The organism is Actinomycetota bacterium (genome assembly GCA_040754375.1).
In the GTDB taxonomy this organism is placed as follows: Bacteria; Actinomycetota; Acidimicrobiia; order Acidimicrobiales; family AC-14; genus JBFMCT01.
On record JBFMCT010000010.1, the window covers coordinates 1 to 15,913 of the forward strand.

The 15,913-nt window shown below is 74.0% G+C and carries 17 protein-coding genes; 13 read left to right on the forward strand and 4 right to left on the reverse strand.

The window, feature by feature from the left end; translation table 11 throughout:
- Positions 1-1,138 (forward strand): glycosyltransferase (locus AB1673_06265; protein MEW6153578.1); only part of this gene is annotated, 1,138 nt, incomplete at its 5' end.
- Positions 1,120-1,599 (forward strand): DUF3565 domain-containing protein, encoded by a 480-nt coding sequence (locus AB1673_06270; GenBank protein ID MEW6153579.1) that lies wholly within the window; start codon positions 1,120-1,122, stop codon positions 1,597-1,599. The genes AB1673_06265 and AB1673_06270, both read left to right, overlap by 19 nt.
- On the opposite strand, the gene AB1673_06275 is transcribed toward AB1673_06270, so the two are convergent.
- Together AB1673_06275 and AB1673_06280 are read right to left on the reverse strand one after the other, a co-directional pair.
- Positions 1,596-2,339, reverse strand: a complete 744-nt coding sequence (locus AB1673_06275) for an SPFH domain-containing protein (protein ID MEW6153580.1) — start codon at positions 2,337-2,339, stop codon at positions 1,596-1,598. The two genes, AB1673_06270 and AB1673_06275, sit on opposite strands and share 4 nt — an antisense overlap.
- Positions 2,340-2,705: 366 nt before the next feature.
- On the reverse strand, positions 2,706-3,704 hold the full coding sequence (locus tag AB1673_06280) for a histone deacetylase (protein ID MEW6153581.1): 999 nt from the start codon (positions 3,702-3,704) through the stop codon (positions 2,706-2,708).
- 45 nt (positions 3,705-3,749) lie between these two features.
- Here AB1673_06280 and AB1673_06285 point away from each other — a divergent pair, with 45 nt between their 5' ends.
- The 6 genes from AB1673_06285 (at position 3,750) to AB1673_06310 (ending at position 9,007) form a co-directional block, all read left to right on the forward strand.
- Entirely contained in the window at positions 3,750-4,460 is a 711-nt protein-coding gene (locus AB1673_06285; protein ID MEW6153582.1) for a GNAT family N-acetyltransferase, read from the forward strand.
- Positions 4,457-6,421 (forward strand): DUF6049 family protein, encoded by a 1,965-nt coding sequence (locus tag AB1673_06290; GenBank protein MEW6153583.1) that lies wholly within the window; start codon positions 4,457-4,459, stop codon positions 6,419-6,421. Before AB1673_06285 ends, AB1673_06290 begins: the two co-directional genes overlap by 4 nt.
- A gap of 69 nt (positions 6,422-6,490) precedes the next feature.
- Complete coding sequence (locus AB1673_06295) at positions 6,491-7,330, forward strand: DegV family protein (protein MEW6153584.1); 840 nt, start codon at positions 6,491-6,493, stop codon at positions 7,328-7,330.
- Between the two features lie 47 nt (positions 7,331-7,377).
- Complete coding sequence (locus tag AB1673_06300; protein MEW6153585.1) at positions 7,378-7,773, forward strand: hypothetical protein; 396 nt, start codon at positions 7,378-7,380, stop codon at positions 7,771-7,773.
- A 60-nt stretch (positions 7,774-7,833) separates the two neighbouring features.
- A complete protein-coding gene (locus tag AB1673_06305) occupies positions 7,834-8,067 on the forward strand; it encodes a hypothetical protein (GenBank protein ID MEW6153586.1) in 234 nt (77 codons plus the stop codon).
- A gap of 10 nt (positions 8,068-8,077) precedes the next feature.
- Positions 8,078-9,007 carry a cytochrome c biogenesis protein CcdA gene (locus AB1673_06310; protein ID MEW6153587.1) on the forward strand — a complete coding sequence of 310 codons (930 nt, stop codon included), beginning with the start codon at positions 8,078-8,080 and terminating at the stop codon, positions 9,005-9,007.
- Positions 9,008-9,012: 5 nt separating this feature from the next.
- Here the strand turns inward: AB1673_06310 and AB1673_06315 are convergent, their stop codons facing one another.
- Positions 9,013-10,890 (reverse strand): DUF6398 domain-containing protein, encoded by a 1,878-nt coding sequence (locus tag AB1673_06315; GenBank protein ID MEW6153588.1) that lies wholly within the window; start codon positions 10,888-10,890, stop codon positions 9,013-9,015.
- A 62-nt stretch (positions 10,891-10,952) separates the two neighbouring features.
- On the opposite strand from AB1673_06315, the gene AB1673_06320 reads away from it, so the two are divergent.
- The 3 genes from AB1673_06320 to AB1673_06330 are packed head-to-tail and all read left to right on the forward strand — an operon-like array spanning position 10,953 to position 14,213.
- A complete protein-coding gene (locus AB1673_06320; protein ID MEW6153589.1) occupies positions 10,953-12,473 on the forward strand; it encodes a protein kinase in 1,521 nt (506 codons plus the stop codon).
- Positions 12,466-13,113: an RNA polymerase sigma factor gene (locus AB1673_06325; protein ID MEW6153590.1), complete on the forward strand. Its 648-nt coding sequence runs from the start codon at positions 12,466-12,468 to the stop codon at positions 13,111-13,113. Before AB1673_06320 ends, AB1673_06325 begins: the two co-directional genes overlap by 8 nt.
- Complete coding sequence (locus AB1673_06330; GenBank protein MEW6153591.1) at positions 13,110-14,213, forward strand: hypothetical protein; 1,104 nt, start codon at positions 13,110-13,112, stop codon at positions 14,211-14,213. Before AB1673_06325 ends, AB1673_06330 begins: the two co-directional genes overlap by 4 nt.
- On the opposite strand, the gene AB1673_06335 is transcribed toward AB1673_06330, so the two are convergent.
- Positions 14,128-14,514: a hypothetical protein gene (locus AB1673_06335; GenBank protein ID MEW6153592.1), complete on the reverse strand. Its 387-nt coding sequence runs from the start codon at positions 14,512-14,514 to the stop codon at positions 14,128-14,130. The two genes, AB1673_06330 and AB1673_06335, sit on opposite strands and share 86 nt — an antisense overlap.
- Before the next feature lie 73 nt (positions 14,515-14,587).
- Here AB1673_06335 and AB1673_06340 point away from each other — a divergent pair, with 73 nt between their 5' ends.
- Both AB1673_06340 and trxB read left to right on the forward strand, forming a co-directional pair.
- Complete coding sequence (locus tag AB1673_06340; GenBank protein ID MEW6153593.1) at positions 14,588-14,905, forward strand: hypothetical protein; 318 nt, start codon at positions 14,588-14,590, stop codon at positions 14,903-14,905.
- Positions 14,902-15,849, forward strand: a complete 948-nt coding sequence (gene trxB / locus AB1673_06345; protein ID MEW6153594.1) for a thioredoxin-disulfide reductase — start codon at positions 14,902-14,904, stop codon at positions 15,847-15,849. The genes AB1673_06340 and trxB overlap by 4 nt, the downstream gene beginning before the upstream one ends.
- Positions 15,850-15,913 lie beyond the last annotated feature (64 nt).

The window sequence follows — 15,913 nt, forward strand, 5'->3', positions numbered from 1 at the left end:
CGGGGTGGGCGGGGCCGGGGTGGGCGGAACCGGGGTGGGCGGGGCCCGGGTGGGCGGGGCCCGGGTGGGCGGAACCGGGGTGGGCGGGGCCGGGGTGGGCGGGGCCCGGGTGGGCGGAACCGGGGTGGGCAGAACCGGGGTGGGCGGGGCCCGGGTGGGCGGGGCCCGGGTGGGCGGGGACGGGGTGGCGGTGGTGGTGCCGACGCACCGGCGGCCGGAGTTGGTCGTGGGGGCGGTGGAGGCGGCGCTGGGCCAGACGGTCGCAGTGGACGAGGTGGTGGTCGTGGTCGACGCCGACGGGGGTGGGGCCGAGGAGACCGAAGCCGCCCTGTCGGCCATCGGCGACCAGCGCGTGCGGGTGGTGCGCAGGCCGGGACGGGGCGGCCCGTCGCAGGCCCGCAACGCGGGAGTGGCCGTCACCTCGGCCCCGTGGGTGGCCTTCTGCGACGACGACGACCGCTGGCTGCCGTCCAAGCTGGCCCGCCAGCTCGACGTGCTGGCCCGCGCCGGATGGCCGCCCGACGCGGTCGTGTCCACCGGCGTGGTGGCCCGTAGCCCGGGCTCGGAGTACCGGTGGCCCAAGAGGTTCGTCGACGGGACCAGGTCGGTGGGCGAGTACCTGTTCTGCACGCGGACACCGTTCCAGGGTGAGACGCTCCTGCACACTTCCACGCTGTTGGCCTCACGATCGCTGCTGGAGGCCGAACCCTTCGACGAGACCCTGCGCAACCATGAGGACTGGGACTGGCTGGTCCGGGCCGCCGGGCGGGGAGCACGGTTCCTGGCCGTTCCCGAGCACCTGGCCGTCTGGCACATCGAAGAGGACCGGCCCGGGCTCACGGCCGTCACCGGCGACTGGGAGCGTTCGCTGGCCTGGGCCGGGCGCCAGCGGGGACGGCTCGGCGAGCGCGCCTACTCGGCCTTCTGCCTGACCGTCGTGGCCGGCCGGGCCCGGGCCTCGGGATCGGCCCGGGGTGTGGGGGCTGCGCTGGTGGCCGCCTTGGGAGGCTCACCCCCGGTGCGCAACCTCCTGTGGTTCCCGTTCTACGCCGTCCTCTCGCCGGGTGTGCGCCGCCGGCTCCGGGCCCGTCTCACCTCCGCCCGGCTACCTTCGGGACGATGGTCCGCACGATCGTAGGTTTCCGGCCGGCCGACGGGGACGGTTGGGTGGCCGAGCTGTCGTGCCTGCACACCCAGCACGTGAGGCACCGCCCGCCGTTCCAGCTTCGGGAGTGGGTGCTGACCGAAGAGGGGCGGGCGGACCGGGTGGGAAGCCCGATCGAGTGCCCGCTGTGCGACCGGGCCGAGCTGCCCGCCGACCTAGAGGTGGTGCGGGCCCTCGGGCCGTTCGACCAGACCACCCTGCCCGCCGGCCTGGGGCGTGCCCATCGGGTGGCCGATGGCATGTGGGGCCGCCTGACAGTGACCGAGGGCGAGGTCACGCTCACCATCGAGACAGAACCCCCGCTCGTGACCGTCGTCGGGCCCGGGCAGTCCCATCCCATCCCACCGGCTGTCGACCACGCCGTAGCCCTCGCCGGCCCAGCCCGCCTGGCCGTCGAGCTCCTCGCCCGCCCGGCCCCGGGGCCGCCGCACTAGAGCGGGGCGCCGGGGCCGAAGGGCGGGGCGGTGATCACCACCGTTGGAGCGGCCCCGCCCGCCAGTTGCTGGACGAGGCGGAGCTGCAGCAGGGCGGGGTTGTCGGCGCACAGGCGGGCGGCGTTGGCCAACGAACGCAGAGCAGCCGTCTCGCCGCGCGCCCGCTCCAATGCAGCCTGGCCCTCGGCCCGGCCGATGAGGACCTCGGACTGCGCCCGCTTGAGGTCGGGGGGCAGGACGACGTCCTTGAGCTCCAGGGCGTCGAGGGCCACGCCCACCTCGTCCAGGCCGCGCACCGACGCGGCCAGGGTGGCCGCCACCTCGGGCCGCGACGCCAGCAGGTCGGCGACGGTGGTGACGGTCACCAGCTCCCGTAGCGCCACCTGCACGGCCAGGTAGAGGACGGCCGACGGGTCCTGGGCGGCCGTCACCCACGCCTCGGGGTCGACCACCCGGACGCGCCCGGCGGCCGTGATCTTGACCGTCACCCCGTCGGCCGTGGGCACCTCCTGGGTGGGCACCTGCAGCACCCAGGGCCTGACGTCGACCCGCCGTACGCGCTCGCGCCGCGACCACGACCGGTACGCCCCCGGCCCGAGGGTGCGGGCCAGCGCGCCGTCTCGGAACACCAGGGCGCGCTCCCACTGCTCGACCACCAGCCGGCCGCCGGGGCGCGCCGGCTCGGCCACCGCCACGTACCCGTGCACGCCTGCCAGCCAGGCCCGGTTGGTCCGTCTCATCTGTGTTCCTTCGTGCTCGTGTGGCGTCCCGCTCCGGCCGGCCCACCGCCCCCGGCGGGGCCTTGGGGACCACAGGGCCGGTGCCGTGGTGCAGTTGCCTGCCGCCGGCCGGAGCCAGAACGCATCGGACGGGGAGTCGAACCCCTCTAAATGCCCCAGACAGCGGGCAACACGTCGGAACCGGCCCCAGAACTCCGGGGCCCGCCGCTCACGCCGCTGTCACCGACCAGGGTACGGACAGTTGACGACCTCCCGCCTCGCATTTCCCGAAACCTGCGCGGGTTTCGTGGGTGTTTTGCCCACGAAACCCGCGCAGGTTTCGGGGGTTCGCGGGGTTCGGGGTTTCGGGGTTCGGGGTTTCGGGGTTCAGGCGAGGGGGGCGAGGCGGGTGGTGGTGGCCACGGCGTCGAGGCCGGGGCCGCCGGAGGTGGCGGGTTCGGCGGGCTGGAAGTCGTGGCGGCCGGCGAGGGCGGCCACGACTGCGGCCGACGAGTTGGCCAGCGCGTCGAGGTCGTAGCCGCCCTCCAGCACGACCACGCACCGGCCCGGGGGGACGAGTTCGGCCACCCGGCGGGTGAGGGCCGCGTAGTCGCCCGAGGTCAGGCCCAGAGCGGTGTCCTCCAAGATGTCGTCGCGGTGGGAGTCGAAGCCCGACGACACCAGGGCCCACGTCGGCTCGAACCGGGCCGACACCCGCCCGACCACGTCCATGGCCGCCTGGTACACGTCGCCGGTGGCCCCGGGGGGCAGCGGGAAGTTGACCGTGTGACCCGCGCCCGGGCCGGTCCCCGTCTCGTCGGCCCCGCCCGTGAACGGGTAGAGGGGCCACTGGTGCATCGACACGTAGAGGACGCGGTCGTCGGCGTAGAAGAGGTCCTGGGTGCCGTTGCCGTGGTGGGCGTCCCAGTCGACGACCAGTACGCGTTCGCCCCGGGCGGCCAGGGCGGCCGCCCCCACGGCCACGTTGTTGAACAGGCAGAAGCCCTGGGCCTGGCCGGCGGTGGCGTGGTGGCCCGGCGGCCGCACCGCGCAGAATGCGGCCCGCTGGCGTTCGCCGGCATCCAAGACGGCCCCGGCCGCGGCCAGCGCCGCGTCCCACGATCTGGGACCGGCTCCCGTGTCGAGGGTGAGCATCCCCCCGCCCCGTTCGCTGAAGCGGCGCACGGCCTCGATGTGCCCGGGGTCGTGGACCAGGGCCACCTCCTCGACGGTGGCCGCTCGGGGCGTGACCCACTCCACGTCCGCCCCGAGGCCGGCCGCTTCGATCCCAGCCACCACCGCCCGCAGCCGGGCCGGCCTCTCGGGATGGCCGGGGCCGGCGTCGTGGCCCAGCCCCGCGGGCGGGTACTCCACCACGGCGGACATGGGGCGGAAGCTACCCGGCGGGGCCGGGGCCTATCCTCTCGGCAGGTGTCTACACGGTCGGCTGTCCTGGAGTGGGGCCGCGAGCGCTTGCGTGTCGGCCGCTGGCGGAGCGACAGCCGGACCGCCATCCTCTCGCCGGCCGGGGAGAGCGCGCTGCTCTCGCGGTCGTTCATCGAGCGCTGCCTGAAGACCCTGGCCGACGAGGGCTACACGTCGGCTGTGACCGCCGCGTTGTCCCGCACCGAGCAGGCACCGTTCCTGGCCGCAGGCTTTTACGAGCACGAGCGGCTGCGGTTGCTGAGCCACGACCTGCGCCGGGCCCCGGTCGTGCGTGACGCCCCCCTGCGGCGCGCCCTCGACCATGACCACCCGGCCGTACTGGCCGTGGACGCGGCCTCCTTCAGCCCCTTCTGGCAGCTCGACGAATGGTCCCTGCGGGAGGCCATCGAGGCCACTCCGTCGACCCTGTTCAAGGTGGCGGTGGACGGGGCCGACCAGGTCGTCGGCTACGCCATCGCCGGCCGGACCCAGCGCCGGGGCTACCTCCAGCGCCTGGCCGTCCACCCCGACTGCCAGCGCCTCGGGCTGGGCGCCGCCCTGGTGGCTGACAGCCTGCGCTGGATGCGCAGGCGGGGCGTCGAGCGGGTCGTGGTCAACACCCAGATGGGCAACGAGGCGGCCCGGCGCCTGTACGTGCGCCTGGGGTTCAGGGAGGAGCGCGACAGCCTGGCCGTGCTGCGCTACGACCTGCCATGAGGGCCCAGCCCACGAGCGCACGCGCCCTGCTGGCGGTGGCGTGCGCCGCCTTGGTGGCCGTCCTGGCCCCCCCCGTGACAGGGGGCGGAGCTACGGCCCACGCCCAGGCCCAGGTGCCCCGGCGCATGACGCTGGTGAGCCAGAGCCCCTACGTGGGACCGGGCGCCGACCTCGTCTTCCGCCTTCGCGTCGAGCGCAGCGGCCTTCCCGCGGGCAGCGAGGTGGTGGTCACGGTCTACCGGCCCGTGCAGACCCGCTCGGAGTTCGCCCAGACCCTGGAGGACCGCATCGGGCGCCCGGCCGCCCTCGAACCGCACCGGGTGGCTTTGGCCGCGGTCACGCCCGAGGCCAACGGGGATGTCACCGTGCGGGTGCCGGTGGGCGAGCTGGGCGAGACCAACGGCGTGTTCCCCACCCGGGTCGACCTCCGCGACCCGGCGGGCACGCTGGAGCGGATCACCACCCACCTCGTCTACCTGACCAGCGCTCACGCCGGGCCCAAGCTCGGGCTGGCCATGGTCCTGCCCGTGCACGCCCCGGTGTCGCTGCCCCCCGACGGCCAGCGCCGCCTGGCCGGCTTCGACGACCTCGTCACCTCGGTGGCCGCGCTGGAGGCCAACCGGTCCCTGCCCTACGTCGTCCAGGCCACGCCCGAGACGGTGGCCGCCCTCGCCGCCAGTACCGACGACCGCGCCGACCGGGTGCTGGAATCGCTGCGCCGCCTGGGCATCGACCACCCCGTCGTGACCCGGCCGTTCGTGGGGGTGAACGTGCCCGACCTGGTGGCCGCCGGTCTGTCGAACGAGCTGGGCCACCAGCTCATCCACGGGGCCGAGGTGCTGACCGACGCCTTCGTCCAGCGGCCCGACACCCGCACGTGGGTGGAGACCGGGCCCCTCGACCCCGAGTCGGTGGACGAGCTCATCAGGCGGGGGGTGGCCCACTTCGTGGTGGCCGACTCGATGCTGGAGCCGGTGCCCGAGCTCAACGTCACGCTGAGCCGGCCCTTCGTGCTGGGCGGGCGGGAGGAGGACGCACCCGCGGTGGCGGCCGACACCGACCTGTCGGCCCGGTTCAACGCCGAGCGGGACCAGGTGCTCGAGGCCCACCACCTGCTGGCCGACCTGGCCGTGCTGTGGCTGGACGCGCCCGCCGACCGCCGGGCGGTGGTGGCCGTGGCCCCCCCGGGGTGGAAGGCCACGCGTGCCTTCCTCGACGTGCTGACCGCCGGCCTCACCCAGAACCCGGTGATGGAGGCGGTGGCCGTCGAGACGGTGTTCACGGCCGTCACCCCGGCGCTCGCGGGCCGCGGCCTGGGGCTCGTGCGCCACCCGGCGCCCGCCAGCCCCGGTGCCCTCGACGAGGTCGCACCCGCCATCCGCCAGGCCCGAGGCCGCCTGGCCTCGTTGGCCACCGTCCTATCGCCCGCACCACCCAGCATGGCCCTTCTCCAGGAGCGTCTGCTGGCCGCCCAGTCAGCCGAACTGGGCGACAGCCGGGCCCGGCAGGCCTACGTCGACGCCGTCGAGACGGGCATCGCCGACCAGTTGGGCGCCATCGAGATGCCCACCGGCCGCTCCATAACACTCACCGCCCGCCAGGCCCAGATCCCCGTCACCTTCCAGAACCGCACGGGCTCGCCCGTCAAGGTGCTGGTGACCGTGCAGAGCGACAAGCTGGAGTTCCCCGACGGGTCGACCCGCTCGCTCGACCTGGAGCGGCGCAACACCACCGAACGCTTCGAGGTCCTGGCCCGTACGTCGGGTGCCTTCCCGCTGCGGATCACGCTCCAGTCCCCTGACGGCAACCTGCTCATCGGCCAGGCCCGCCTCACCGTGCGCTCGACGGCTGCCTCCAGCGTGAGCCTTGTCGTGTCGGCCGGGGCGCTGTTCTTCCTGGCTGTCTGGTGGGCACGCCACGTCGTCAGGGGCCGGCGGGCGGCCCGTCTCGTCCCCGCGTGACCGGCCCGCCGTCCGGGCCGCCCGGACGGTCCAGGGCGCGGGAGGCGGCCGCCTCCTAGACTGCGTTCAATGAGCGTGCATATCGTCACCGACAGCGGCTGCGACCTCCCTTGGGAACTGGTCGATTCCCACTCGATCTCGGTCGTGCCCCTGACGGTGAGGTTCGGGGCCGAGGAGCTGGTGGCGGGCCGCGACCTGTCGCCGTCGGACTTCTGGTCGCGCTGCGAGGCGTCACCCACCTTGCCCGAGACGGCCGCACCGTCACCGGGTGCCTTCGACCAAGTGTTCCGGGCGGCGGCTGAGGCGGGGGCCGACGGGGTGGTCTGCATCAACCTGTCGTCGCGCCTGTCGGCCACCATCCAGGCCGCCCAGGCGGCGGCCAAGGGAGTGGCCGACGTCGTGCCCGTGCGGGTGGTCGACTCGCTGTCGGCCACTCTGGGGGAGGGCCTCATCGTGCTGGCTGCGGCCCGGGCCGTGGCCGCCGGGGCCTCGCTGGCCGACGTGGTGGAGACGACCGAGGCGGCCGTGGCCAAGACCAACGTGGTGGGCACCATCGACACCCTCGACTTTCTCAAGAAGGGGGGGCGCATAGGCGGTGCCCAGGCCCTGCTGGGCTCTCTCCTGTCGGTCAAGCCGGTGATCGTGGTGGTCGACGGCAAGGTCGAGCCCGGGCCCAAGGTGCGCACCCGCACCAAGGCCCTGCGCCACGTAGCCGACCAGGTGGCCAACGCCCCCGGCAAGGTCGAGCACCTGGCCGTGCTCAACGGGGCGGCCGCCGACCTCGACCAGTTCCTCGACATGCTGGGCGAGAACTTCCCCCGCGACCAGATCGTGGTGGGTGACATCGGGCCGGTGATCGGGGCCCACACCGGCCCCGGCACCATCGGCGTCGCCTTCCAGGTGGCCTGAGGCCCGACACCAACAGCGCTCCAACCTGTGCTGGACTCCGGTCCGACATGGTGCTGACCCGAGCTGGGGCTCTACAGGCGGGGCGGGGCGCACCGGCGCACCGGCGCCCGCGCCGGGCCCGGCCCGCCCGTAGGCTGGCGGCACTGGCCGCAGCCGGCGGCCTCGTCCTGTCCGCGTGCGGGGGCGGTGGGGGCGGTGGGGGCGAAGGCACCTCGGCGGCCCCCAGCCCGACGCTGCCCAGCCTCGAGGCGGCCCCGCCCACGACCGGGGGAGGCGGCGGTGACGCAGCCGTCCCGACCACCGGGACCACCGCTCCGAGCACGGCCCGCAGCGTGCTTCCCGATCTCGTGGTCGACGACGTGGGGGCCGGGACGAAGGTCAACCTGGCATCGTTGGTGCCCTCGGCCCAGCCCGTGCTGTTGTGGTTCTGGGCCCCCCACTGACCGACGTGCCGCCGGGAGGCCCCCGGCGTCGAGCAGTTCGCTCGGCAGCACCAGGACACGGTGAGGGTGGTCGGCCTCGGCACCCAGGACAGCCTGGGCGAGGCGCGCGACTTCGTGGCCCGTTACGGCACCACGTTCACCATGCTGTGGGACTCGTCTTTGCGGTCGTGGCGCGAGCTGCGCATCCCCGGCCAGCCCGCGGCCGTGCTGCTGTCCCCGGGTGGCGAGGAGGTCGAGCGCTGGCTGGGCCCCTTCCCCGAGCAGGAAGTGCTGCGCCTGGCCGCTCGTTACTGAAGCCGGGCCGTTGATAGACGCTCCCTTGGCCCTCGGCTTCGCGGCTGGGATGGTGGCCGCTTTCAACCCCTGCGGGTTCGCGCTCGTGCCTGCCTACCTGGCCTTCTTCCTGGGCGGGGAGGACGGCGGGGAGGACGGCGGGGACGGCCAGGGGGGTAGGCCATCTCCCCGTTTGGCCCCGGTGGCTCGCGCCCTGGCCGTGGGCGGCTCGGTCACGATCGGCTTCGTAGCCGTCTTCGGGCTGGCCGGCCTGGCCACGACCGGGTTCTCGCTGGCCGTGCAGAGGGTGGCCCCTTGGGTCTCGGTGCCCATCGGGCTGGCCCTCACCGCCCTGGGGGTGGCCACCGTGGTGGGCTGGAAGCCGGCCTTGGCACTCCCCCGCCTGGCTGCCGGAGGCCGGCGGCGAGGCCTGGCGTCGATGACGCTCTACGGCGCCTCCTACGCCACCGTGTCGCTGTCGTGCACCCTGCCCATCTTCTTGGCCGCGGTGGCCACCACGTTCCGAGACGCCAGCCTGCTGTCGGGGTTGGCCGTGTTCGTCGCCTACGCGCTGGGAATGGGGACCGTCCTCACCGCGCTGGCGGTGGTCATGGCCCTGGCCCAGCAGCCCCTGGCCGCTGCCTTCCGCCGGGCCGTGCCCTTCGTGACGCGCGCTGGGGGCGGGTTGCTCGTGCTGGCCGGGGCCTACGTGACCTGGTACGCCGTCTACGAGATCCGCCTCCAGAACGACGACGGCACCGGCGAGGGCATCGCCGCCGGCCCGGTCGTGTGGGTCACCCGCTGGTCAGGACAGGTCTCCAACTGGATCGACACCGTAGGCAGCGGACGGATCGCTCTGGCTGCCCTCGTCCTGGTGGCCCTGGCCGCCGCGCTCCAACGGCTGCGGGCCCGTGCCCGGTCCCGGCCGGCCGCCGTCGGTCCCGGCGAGCCCGCCCCCTGATACAGCTACGTGGCCGGGCGGTCGAGTTGGGAGCGGAAGTGGTCGCGCTGGGAGAGCAGGAACCGGCGGTAGGAGCCGACGAGCAGGTCGACGGTGCCCAGGTCGCCCTCGTAGCCCTGAGGGAGCCCGGCCGCCCGTAGGAGCGTGCCTGCCCGCTGAGAGGGCGCGCTGGTGAGCCCGAACCAGCCCGCCAGGTCGCGGGCCATCATCTTGTGAGGTCCGAGCGTGAACAGGTTGTTGGCCCGGGCCACGGCCCAGCAGATGGCGGCCGCGGCGGTGTCGGCCCGGGCCTTGCGGCGGAAGACGGCGGGGTCGCCGGACGCCGCCCGGGCCAGGATGCGCCGGCAGGCGGTGCGGTACTCGGTGGTCAGGCGTTCGTCACAGAAGCGGTCGCACAGCGACAGCACCTCGTCGACCTTCGGGCGGATGTCGTCGGGCGTCCCGGTCCAGTCCATGGGTTCGTCGGGCAACGGCCGGTCGTCGAGGGCGTCGAGGACCGCCTCGCCCCCGACCTCGCGGGCCAGGTACGCGAGCCGGCCCCGAGCGTTGTCCTGGGCCCATCGACCCTCTCTCCAGTAGGCCTCGTCGTCGAAGTCGGCGTCGAAGTCGTCGTCGAAGTCGTCGTCGAACTCGTCGTCGAACAGGCCGGGCTCGCCCCTCATGGCGGCCATGGCAGCCAGGATGGCCTCCGCTCCCTGAGGCCGGGGCGACCGGATGGTGCGTTGGTAGGCCGGCTCGAAGCGGTCGACGGCTGCCAGGGTCTCGGCTGTGAGGGCCGGTGTGATGGCCCGCTCGGCGTGGCAGAAACGGATGAAGGCGCGCAGCACGTCCGGGGCCTTGGCCAGGTAGGCGGCATCGGCCATGATCTTGCGGGGCACCCAGTCCTCCAGCACGATCTCGACGGCCACCGGGCTCCAGCGCAAGGGGTCGCCCGGCCCGTAGCCGGTGCCGAACCACAACAGGTGCTGGACGAAGTCCTGCTGGTCGGGGTCGAGGGCGGCGGCCATGGGCGAGGCCAGGAACCGGTCCCGCAGGTCGTCCTGGTCCTGCTCGCTCCACTCGGGCCGCACGTAACCGGTCCCCCCGGTCGGCAGCAGGCCGGCCATCCACTCGACCAGGGCCATGGCCGCCGGCCAGGTCTCGGTCTCGATGCGGGGAACGGTCATGGCGCCCCGGGTGATGGCCTCGGTGATGCGGGCCCGGGCGTCGGCCGGGTCGAGGTCAGCCCACCGGGTGTCGGCGTCGGCCCCCGCCGCCTGACGGAAGAACGCCACGACCCCCGTGGTGCCCTCCGGTAGGACGAAGGCGTCCTTCACCAGGGAGCCGAGGTTGTGGTCGATGTAGACCACGGCCGTCATCTCGTGCCCGGTGGGGAACCGGGCCCCGATCAGCACGTTGTCCCCGTCCCCGAGGACGTGGGTCATCTCCATGGTCTGGTAGGCCTCGGCCTCGCCCATGCGGACCAGCCAGGCCGGCAGGTCGTCGGCCCGGGCGGCCAGCTCCCGGCGCACCCGGGCAGCCAAGAGCTCGTCGCCCAAGAGGTGGGAGACAGCAGCCAGTAGGGCGCTCGTCTCCCGCCGGCGGACCTCCAGCATGGCCGCCAGCAGGCCGTCTCGACCCAGGGTCTCGTCGCCGTCACGGTCGAAGGGGTCGTCGGTGCGGGGGTCGACCACGGCCAGCAGTGTGCTCGCATGGGCCAGCAGCCCCAGGGGGTGGTCGTCAGCCAGGGCCTCGGCCACCTGGTCCATGAGCCCCGGGCCGTCGGCGGGATGGTCGGCGGGGCCGTCGTCGTAGGGGCTCTCGCCCGAGCGGTGGGTGCCGGGCGGGCGTGTCCCCTTGGGGGTGGTGCGTCCGCCCCGGCGGTGGCGTCCCTTCCTGCCCATCCGGCGTAACTCTATGCGGCCCGAGGTGTGCGGGCGGGCGAGGTTCGGTACCGTGAAGACCGGTGCCCGACTCGCCTCGCATTGACGCCGAGCGCGTCCTTGCCGGGCGGTACCGGCTCGGCCGCCCCATCGCCCGCGGGGGGATGGCCGAAGTCTGGGAGGCGTCCGACGAGGTGCTCGGGCGTCCGGTGGCCGTGAAGGTCCTGCTGCCCCACCTGGCCTCGGACGGTTCGTTCCTCGAGCGGTTCCGGCGCGAAGCGGTGGCCGCCGCCCGGCTGGCCCACCCCAACGTGGTGGCCACCTTCGACACGGGCGTGGACGACGGAGTGGCCTTCATCGTCATGGAACTGGTCCACGGCCGGACCCTCTACGAGGTGCTGGCAGCCAACGGCCCCCTGCCCCCGGCGCGGGCTACGGGCATCGCCGTGCAGGTGGCCGACGCCCTCGACTACGCCCACCGCCACGGCGTCGTCCACCGCGACGTCAAGCCCGGCAACATCCTCCTGGGCGACGACGACACCGTGAAGGTGGCCGACTTCGGGATCGCCAAGGCGGCCGCCGAGCCGCGTTCACCGGCCGGTGGGGACGGTGACCTCACCCAGGCGGGGGCGGTCGTGGGCACGGCCAAGTACCTGTCCCCCGAGCAGGTCGACGGGGCCGAGGTCGACGGCCGGGCCGACATCTACGCCTTGGGGGTCGTGCTCTACGAGATGCTGTGCGGCCAGCCTCCGTTCGTGGCCGACAGTGACATAGCCGTGGCCCTCAAGCACAAGACGGCCCGCCCCCTCAGCCCCCGCCAGTTGAGGGCCGGCATCCCCCGCTCGCTCGAAGCCGTGGTGATGCGGGCGCTGGCCAAGTCGCCCGACGACCGCTATCCCCACGCCGCCGAGATGCAGACCGCCCTGCTGTCGATCGACCTGGGCCCCGACGACGCCGTGCCTCTGGTGGTGAGGGAGCCCACACCGCCCGAAGGCGTGCGGGTGCCGACCTTCGGCCAGAGCGAGCGGTCGTGGCTGTGGCCGGTGGGCCTGATCATGGTGATGGCGGTCGCCCTCGGGGTGATCGGTGTCCTGTTCGCCACCACCGACACCGGCCAGCGGTTGTTCAACCCGGGTTCGGAGGAGCAGGCGCGCCCCGTCCCCGTTTCGATCGTCGAGGCCCTGTCGTTCGACCCCCCTCCGGGGTCGGGCGGCGAGCACGACGACCGGCTCCCCCTGCTGCTCGACGGCAACCCGGCGACGGTGTGGACCACCGAGACCTACGCCAACCGCCGGCTCGGAGGGCTCAAGGACGGGGTCGGTGTCGTCCTGGTGCTCGACCGCCCAGCCGTCGTGCGGGAACTGTTGCTGAGCACTCCCAGCCGAGGCTGGAACCTGCGGGTGTACGTGGCCGACGGCCCCAAGGCCTCTCTGGCCGAGTGGGGCGACCCGGTGGCCAGCCGCAACAACGTGAACAGGCCCGAGATCGAGCTCGACCTCCACGGCCGGCAGGGCCAGGCCGTGCTCGTGTGGATCACCGACCTCGGCCCCGACCTACGGGTGGCCATCGGCGGCGCCCGGGTCACGGCCGCGTCAGATGGCTGACACCCGGCCCGGGCGGTACACGTCCCGTACCGACGGCGACCTGGTGGCCGCCGCCCAGGGGGGCGACCGGGGGGCGCTGGAGGCCCTGCTCGAACGCCACCATGACCGGCTCCACGCCCTCTGCCGGCGGCTGACGGGCAACGACGCCGACGCGGCCGACGCCACCCAGGAGGCCCTGATAGCCGTCGTGAGGGGGTTGGCCCGGTTCGACAACCGCTCGTCGTTCACGACCTGGGCCTACCGGGTCGCGACCAACGCCGCCCTCGACGAGCTCCGGCGTCGGCGCCGGCGCCCCGAGCCCGGCCTGCCCGACGGTCCCGGGGCCCGGCCGGCCGGGGGGGCCTGGGGGGTGGCCTCGCCCGGGGGGGAGGGCACCGTCGAGCAGGCCCTCGAACGCATGGACATCGACGCCGCCCTGGCCCGCCTGCCGGCCGACTTCCGGGCCCCTGTGGTCCTGCGCGACCTGTGCGCGCTGACCTACGAGGAGATCGCCGACGTTCTCGACCTACCTCCGGGCACGGTGCGGTCCCGCATCTCACGGGGCCGGGCCGCCCTGGCCGAGCTGATCGCCCCCGAAGGGAACCGGGAGCCTCCCGCCCGGCGTCCAAACACCAGACCGTCGACAGAGAGACATCCGTGACCGACCACCCCGACCTCGACGCCCTGAGCGCGGCCCTCGACGGCCTCGACGACGGGGCACGAGCCCACGCCGGGTCCTGCCCGGCGTGCGGGCGGGCGTTCGCCTCGCTGGCTTCGGCCCGTGACGCCGTGGCCGGCGCGGTGCCCGCACCCTCCCCCACCACCCGGCGGGCAGCCATCGCCGCCGCCCTGGCCGCGTGGGACGAGGCCACGGCCGCCGGCCTGTCTCCCGGCCAGGCTGGGGGGGTGGGGCCGCCGGTGGGCCTGTCCGGGCCCGGGGCCGAGGCGGGCGGGACGCGGCGGCCGGCTGGCCGGACCGGCGACAACCAGCCCCACCCGGCTGAAGGCTGGCCCGGGCCGGTGTCCGCCGGTCCCGGCGGTGGGGGCGACAGCCCGTCCGGGGTGGGCCGCCGGGGGCCTCAGCCAGAGGGACCTGACGGTTGGCCAGGGCGGGTGGCCGCCGGTCCCGGCCATGGAGATGACCGGGGACCTGGGGCGGGGGTGGTCGTCCCTCTGCGGTCGCGGAGGTGGCAGTGGGCCGCCGGTTCGGCGGTGGCGGCCGTGCTGGCGCTGGTCCTGGCCATGTCCACCCTGGTCGGGAACCCGGGCAACGACGAGTCCACGGGCACGGCCGCCCTCGGGCCCGTGGCCGGCTCGGCCACCGAGGGTGGGCGGTTCGCGGGGCCGGTCGTCGACGGGGGCGACCTCGGCCCGGTGGCCGACGTGGACGCCCTGCGGGCCCGGATCGCGGCCGCCTTGTCGCCCGCCTTGTCGCCCGCCTTGTCGCCGCCCGCCCTGGCCGGGGGTGGGGCTACCCCGGGCTCGGGGTCGGTGGATGCGCCCGCCGCCGGCCAGGGCGAGGCTACGGCCGACCGCGCTGTGCCCCAGCCTTCTCAGGTGGGCACTTACGTGTGCGAGATCGAGGCCCGTACGGCCCGGCCCCAACTCGAGACTGTCGTCTACCGGGCGTCGGCCACCTTCGGGGGCACGCCAGCCACCATCTTGGGGTTCGGGCCTAACCCCGGCCTGGCTCCGCAGGTGGTGCTGGTGTTCGCTCATGGCGACGGCTGTCGGCTCCTGGCCGAGACCAACCTGTCCTGACCCCGGCCGTGACCCCGGTGACGACCACGGCCGTCCAACCGACGGGGCCGAGGAAAGAGAGGTCGTGGCTGGTCGTGATCCAACCGGCCCACACCATGGCCGCGAGCCCGACGGCCCCACACGCCACCCCGAGGGCGAGGCTGGGGCCGCGGGCCACGGCTAGGGCCGCCTCGCCGATGAACAGCCCGAGAACCACGGCCGAGGCGACGACCAGGGGGCCGGTGAAGGGGTACTCCCCCAACACCAGGGCCCCGGCCGCTCCCACGGCCGCGGCGGCGAGCACAGCGAGGGTCAGGCGCACCGGCCAAGGGTAGGCTCCGGGCCGGGGCCCACCCGGGCGGTAATGACGAGTAGGCGAGCCGAGGGAGGCACAGTTGTCCGACAGCAACGGCGCCGGCCAGGAGCCCGACTGGGCCGCTGAGACGGTCGGTCGTCTCGAGGAGTTGATCGACAAGGTCCGGACGCAGACGACCGACCGGGTCGTGATGGTCGCCCGGGCCGTCGTCTACGGCCTGCTGGTGGCTGTCTTGGGGCTCATGGCCGGCATCCTGCTGCTCATCGCCTCGGTCCGCGCCCTCGACGCGCTCATCCCCCAGGAGGTGTGGCTCACCTACCTGATCGTCGGGGCAATATTCACGGCGGCTGGACTGTTCGTCTGGTCCAAGAGGCAACCCCGCACGGAGGGTGCGTGAACGACGATATCGAAGAGGTCATCATCATCGGCTCGGGACCGGCGGGCCTGACGGCCGCCATCTACACGGCCCGAGCCAACCTGCGCCCCCTGATGCTGGAGGGCGAGCTCACGTCGTCCTCCGACCAGCCCGGCGGCCAGCTCATGCTCACCACCGAAGTCGAGAACTACCCGGGCTTCGTCGACGGCATCCAGGGCCCCGACCTCATGGCTAACTTCCGGGCCCAGGCCGCTCGCTTCGGCACCCGCATCGTCACCGAGCGGGCCGAGCGGGTCGACTTCTCGTCCCGGCCCTTCGGCGTGTGGACGCGCGACAACGAGTACCGCGCCCATTCGGTGATCATCTCGACCGGAGCCCAGGCCCGCATGCTGGGCCTCGAAGCCGAGAAGCGGCTGCTGGGCCATGGCTTGTCCACGTGCGCCACCTGTGACGGCTTCTTCTTCCAGGGCCTGCCCATCGCCGTCGTGGGCGGCGGGGACTCCGCCCTCGAAGAGGCGCTGTTCCTGACCAAGTTCGGCCAGAAGGTGTCGGTCGTGCACCGGCGTGACTCGCTCCGGGCCTCGAAGATCATGCAGGAGCGGGCCTTCAAGAACGAAAAGATCGAGTTCGTCTGGGACACGGTCGTCACCGACCTGGTGGGCGACAAGCGCCTCGAAGGCGCCCAACTGCGCAACGTCAAGACGGGCGAGCAGTCGGTCCTGGCGGTGAGCGGCCTGTTCGTGGCCATCGGCCACGTCCCCAATACCGGCTTGTTCGCCGGCCAGCTGGCCCTCGACGCCAACGGCTACATCCTCACCCACGACGGGACCCGTACCAGCGTGGAGGGCGTCTTCGCGGCCGGGGACGTACAGGACCACGTCTACCGCCAGGCCATCACGGCCGCCGGCTCCGGCTGCATGGCGGCCATCGACGCCGAACGGTGGCTGGAGGACCAGAAGGACTAAGGGGGCCCCGGCGGGGGCGGCGAGGCCGGAGGCCGGCGACCAGGCCAGCAGGAGTAAACCGGCC

Bases quoted from the DNA above. Each gene is read 5' to 3' on its own strand.
- AB1673_06270 (MEW6153579.1), top strand. From the start codon at position 1,120: ATGGTCCGCACGATCGTAGGTTTCCGGCCGGCCGACGGGGACGGTTGG.
- AB1673_06275 (MEW6153580.1), bottom strand. From the start codon at position 2,339: ATGAGACGGACCAACCGGGCCTGGCTGGCAGGCGTGCACGGGTACGTG.
- AB1673_06280 (MEW6153581.1), bottom strand. From the start codon at position 3,704: ATGTCCGCCGTGGTGGAGTACCCGCCCGCGGGGCTGGGCCACGACGCC.
- AB1673_06290 (MEW6153583.1), top strand. From the start codon at position 4,457: ATGAGGGCCCAGCCCACGAGCGCACGCGCCCTGCTGGCGGTGGCGTGC.
- AB1673_06295 (MEW6153584.1), top strand. From the start codon at position 6,491: ATGAGCGTGCATATCGTCACCGACAGCGGCTGCGACCTCCCTTGGGAA.
- AB1673_06300 (MEW6153585.1), top strand. From the start codon at position 7,378: ATGGTGCTGACCCGAGCTGGGGCTCTACAGGCGGGGCGGGGCGCACCG.
- AB1673_06315 (MEW6153588.1), bottom strand. From the start codon at position 10,890: ATGGGCAGGAAGGGACGCCACCGCCGGGGCGGACGCACCACCCCCAAG.
- AB1673_06325 (MEW6153590.1), top strand. From the start codon at position 12,466: ATGGCTGACACCCGGCCCGGGCGGTACACGTCCCGTACCGACGGCGAC.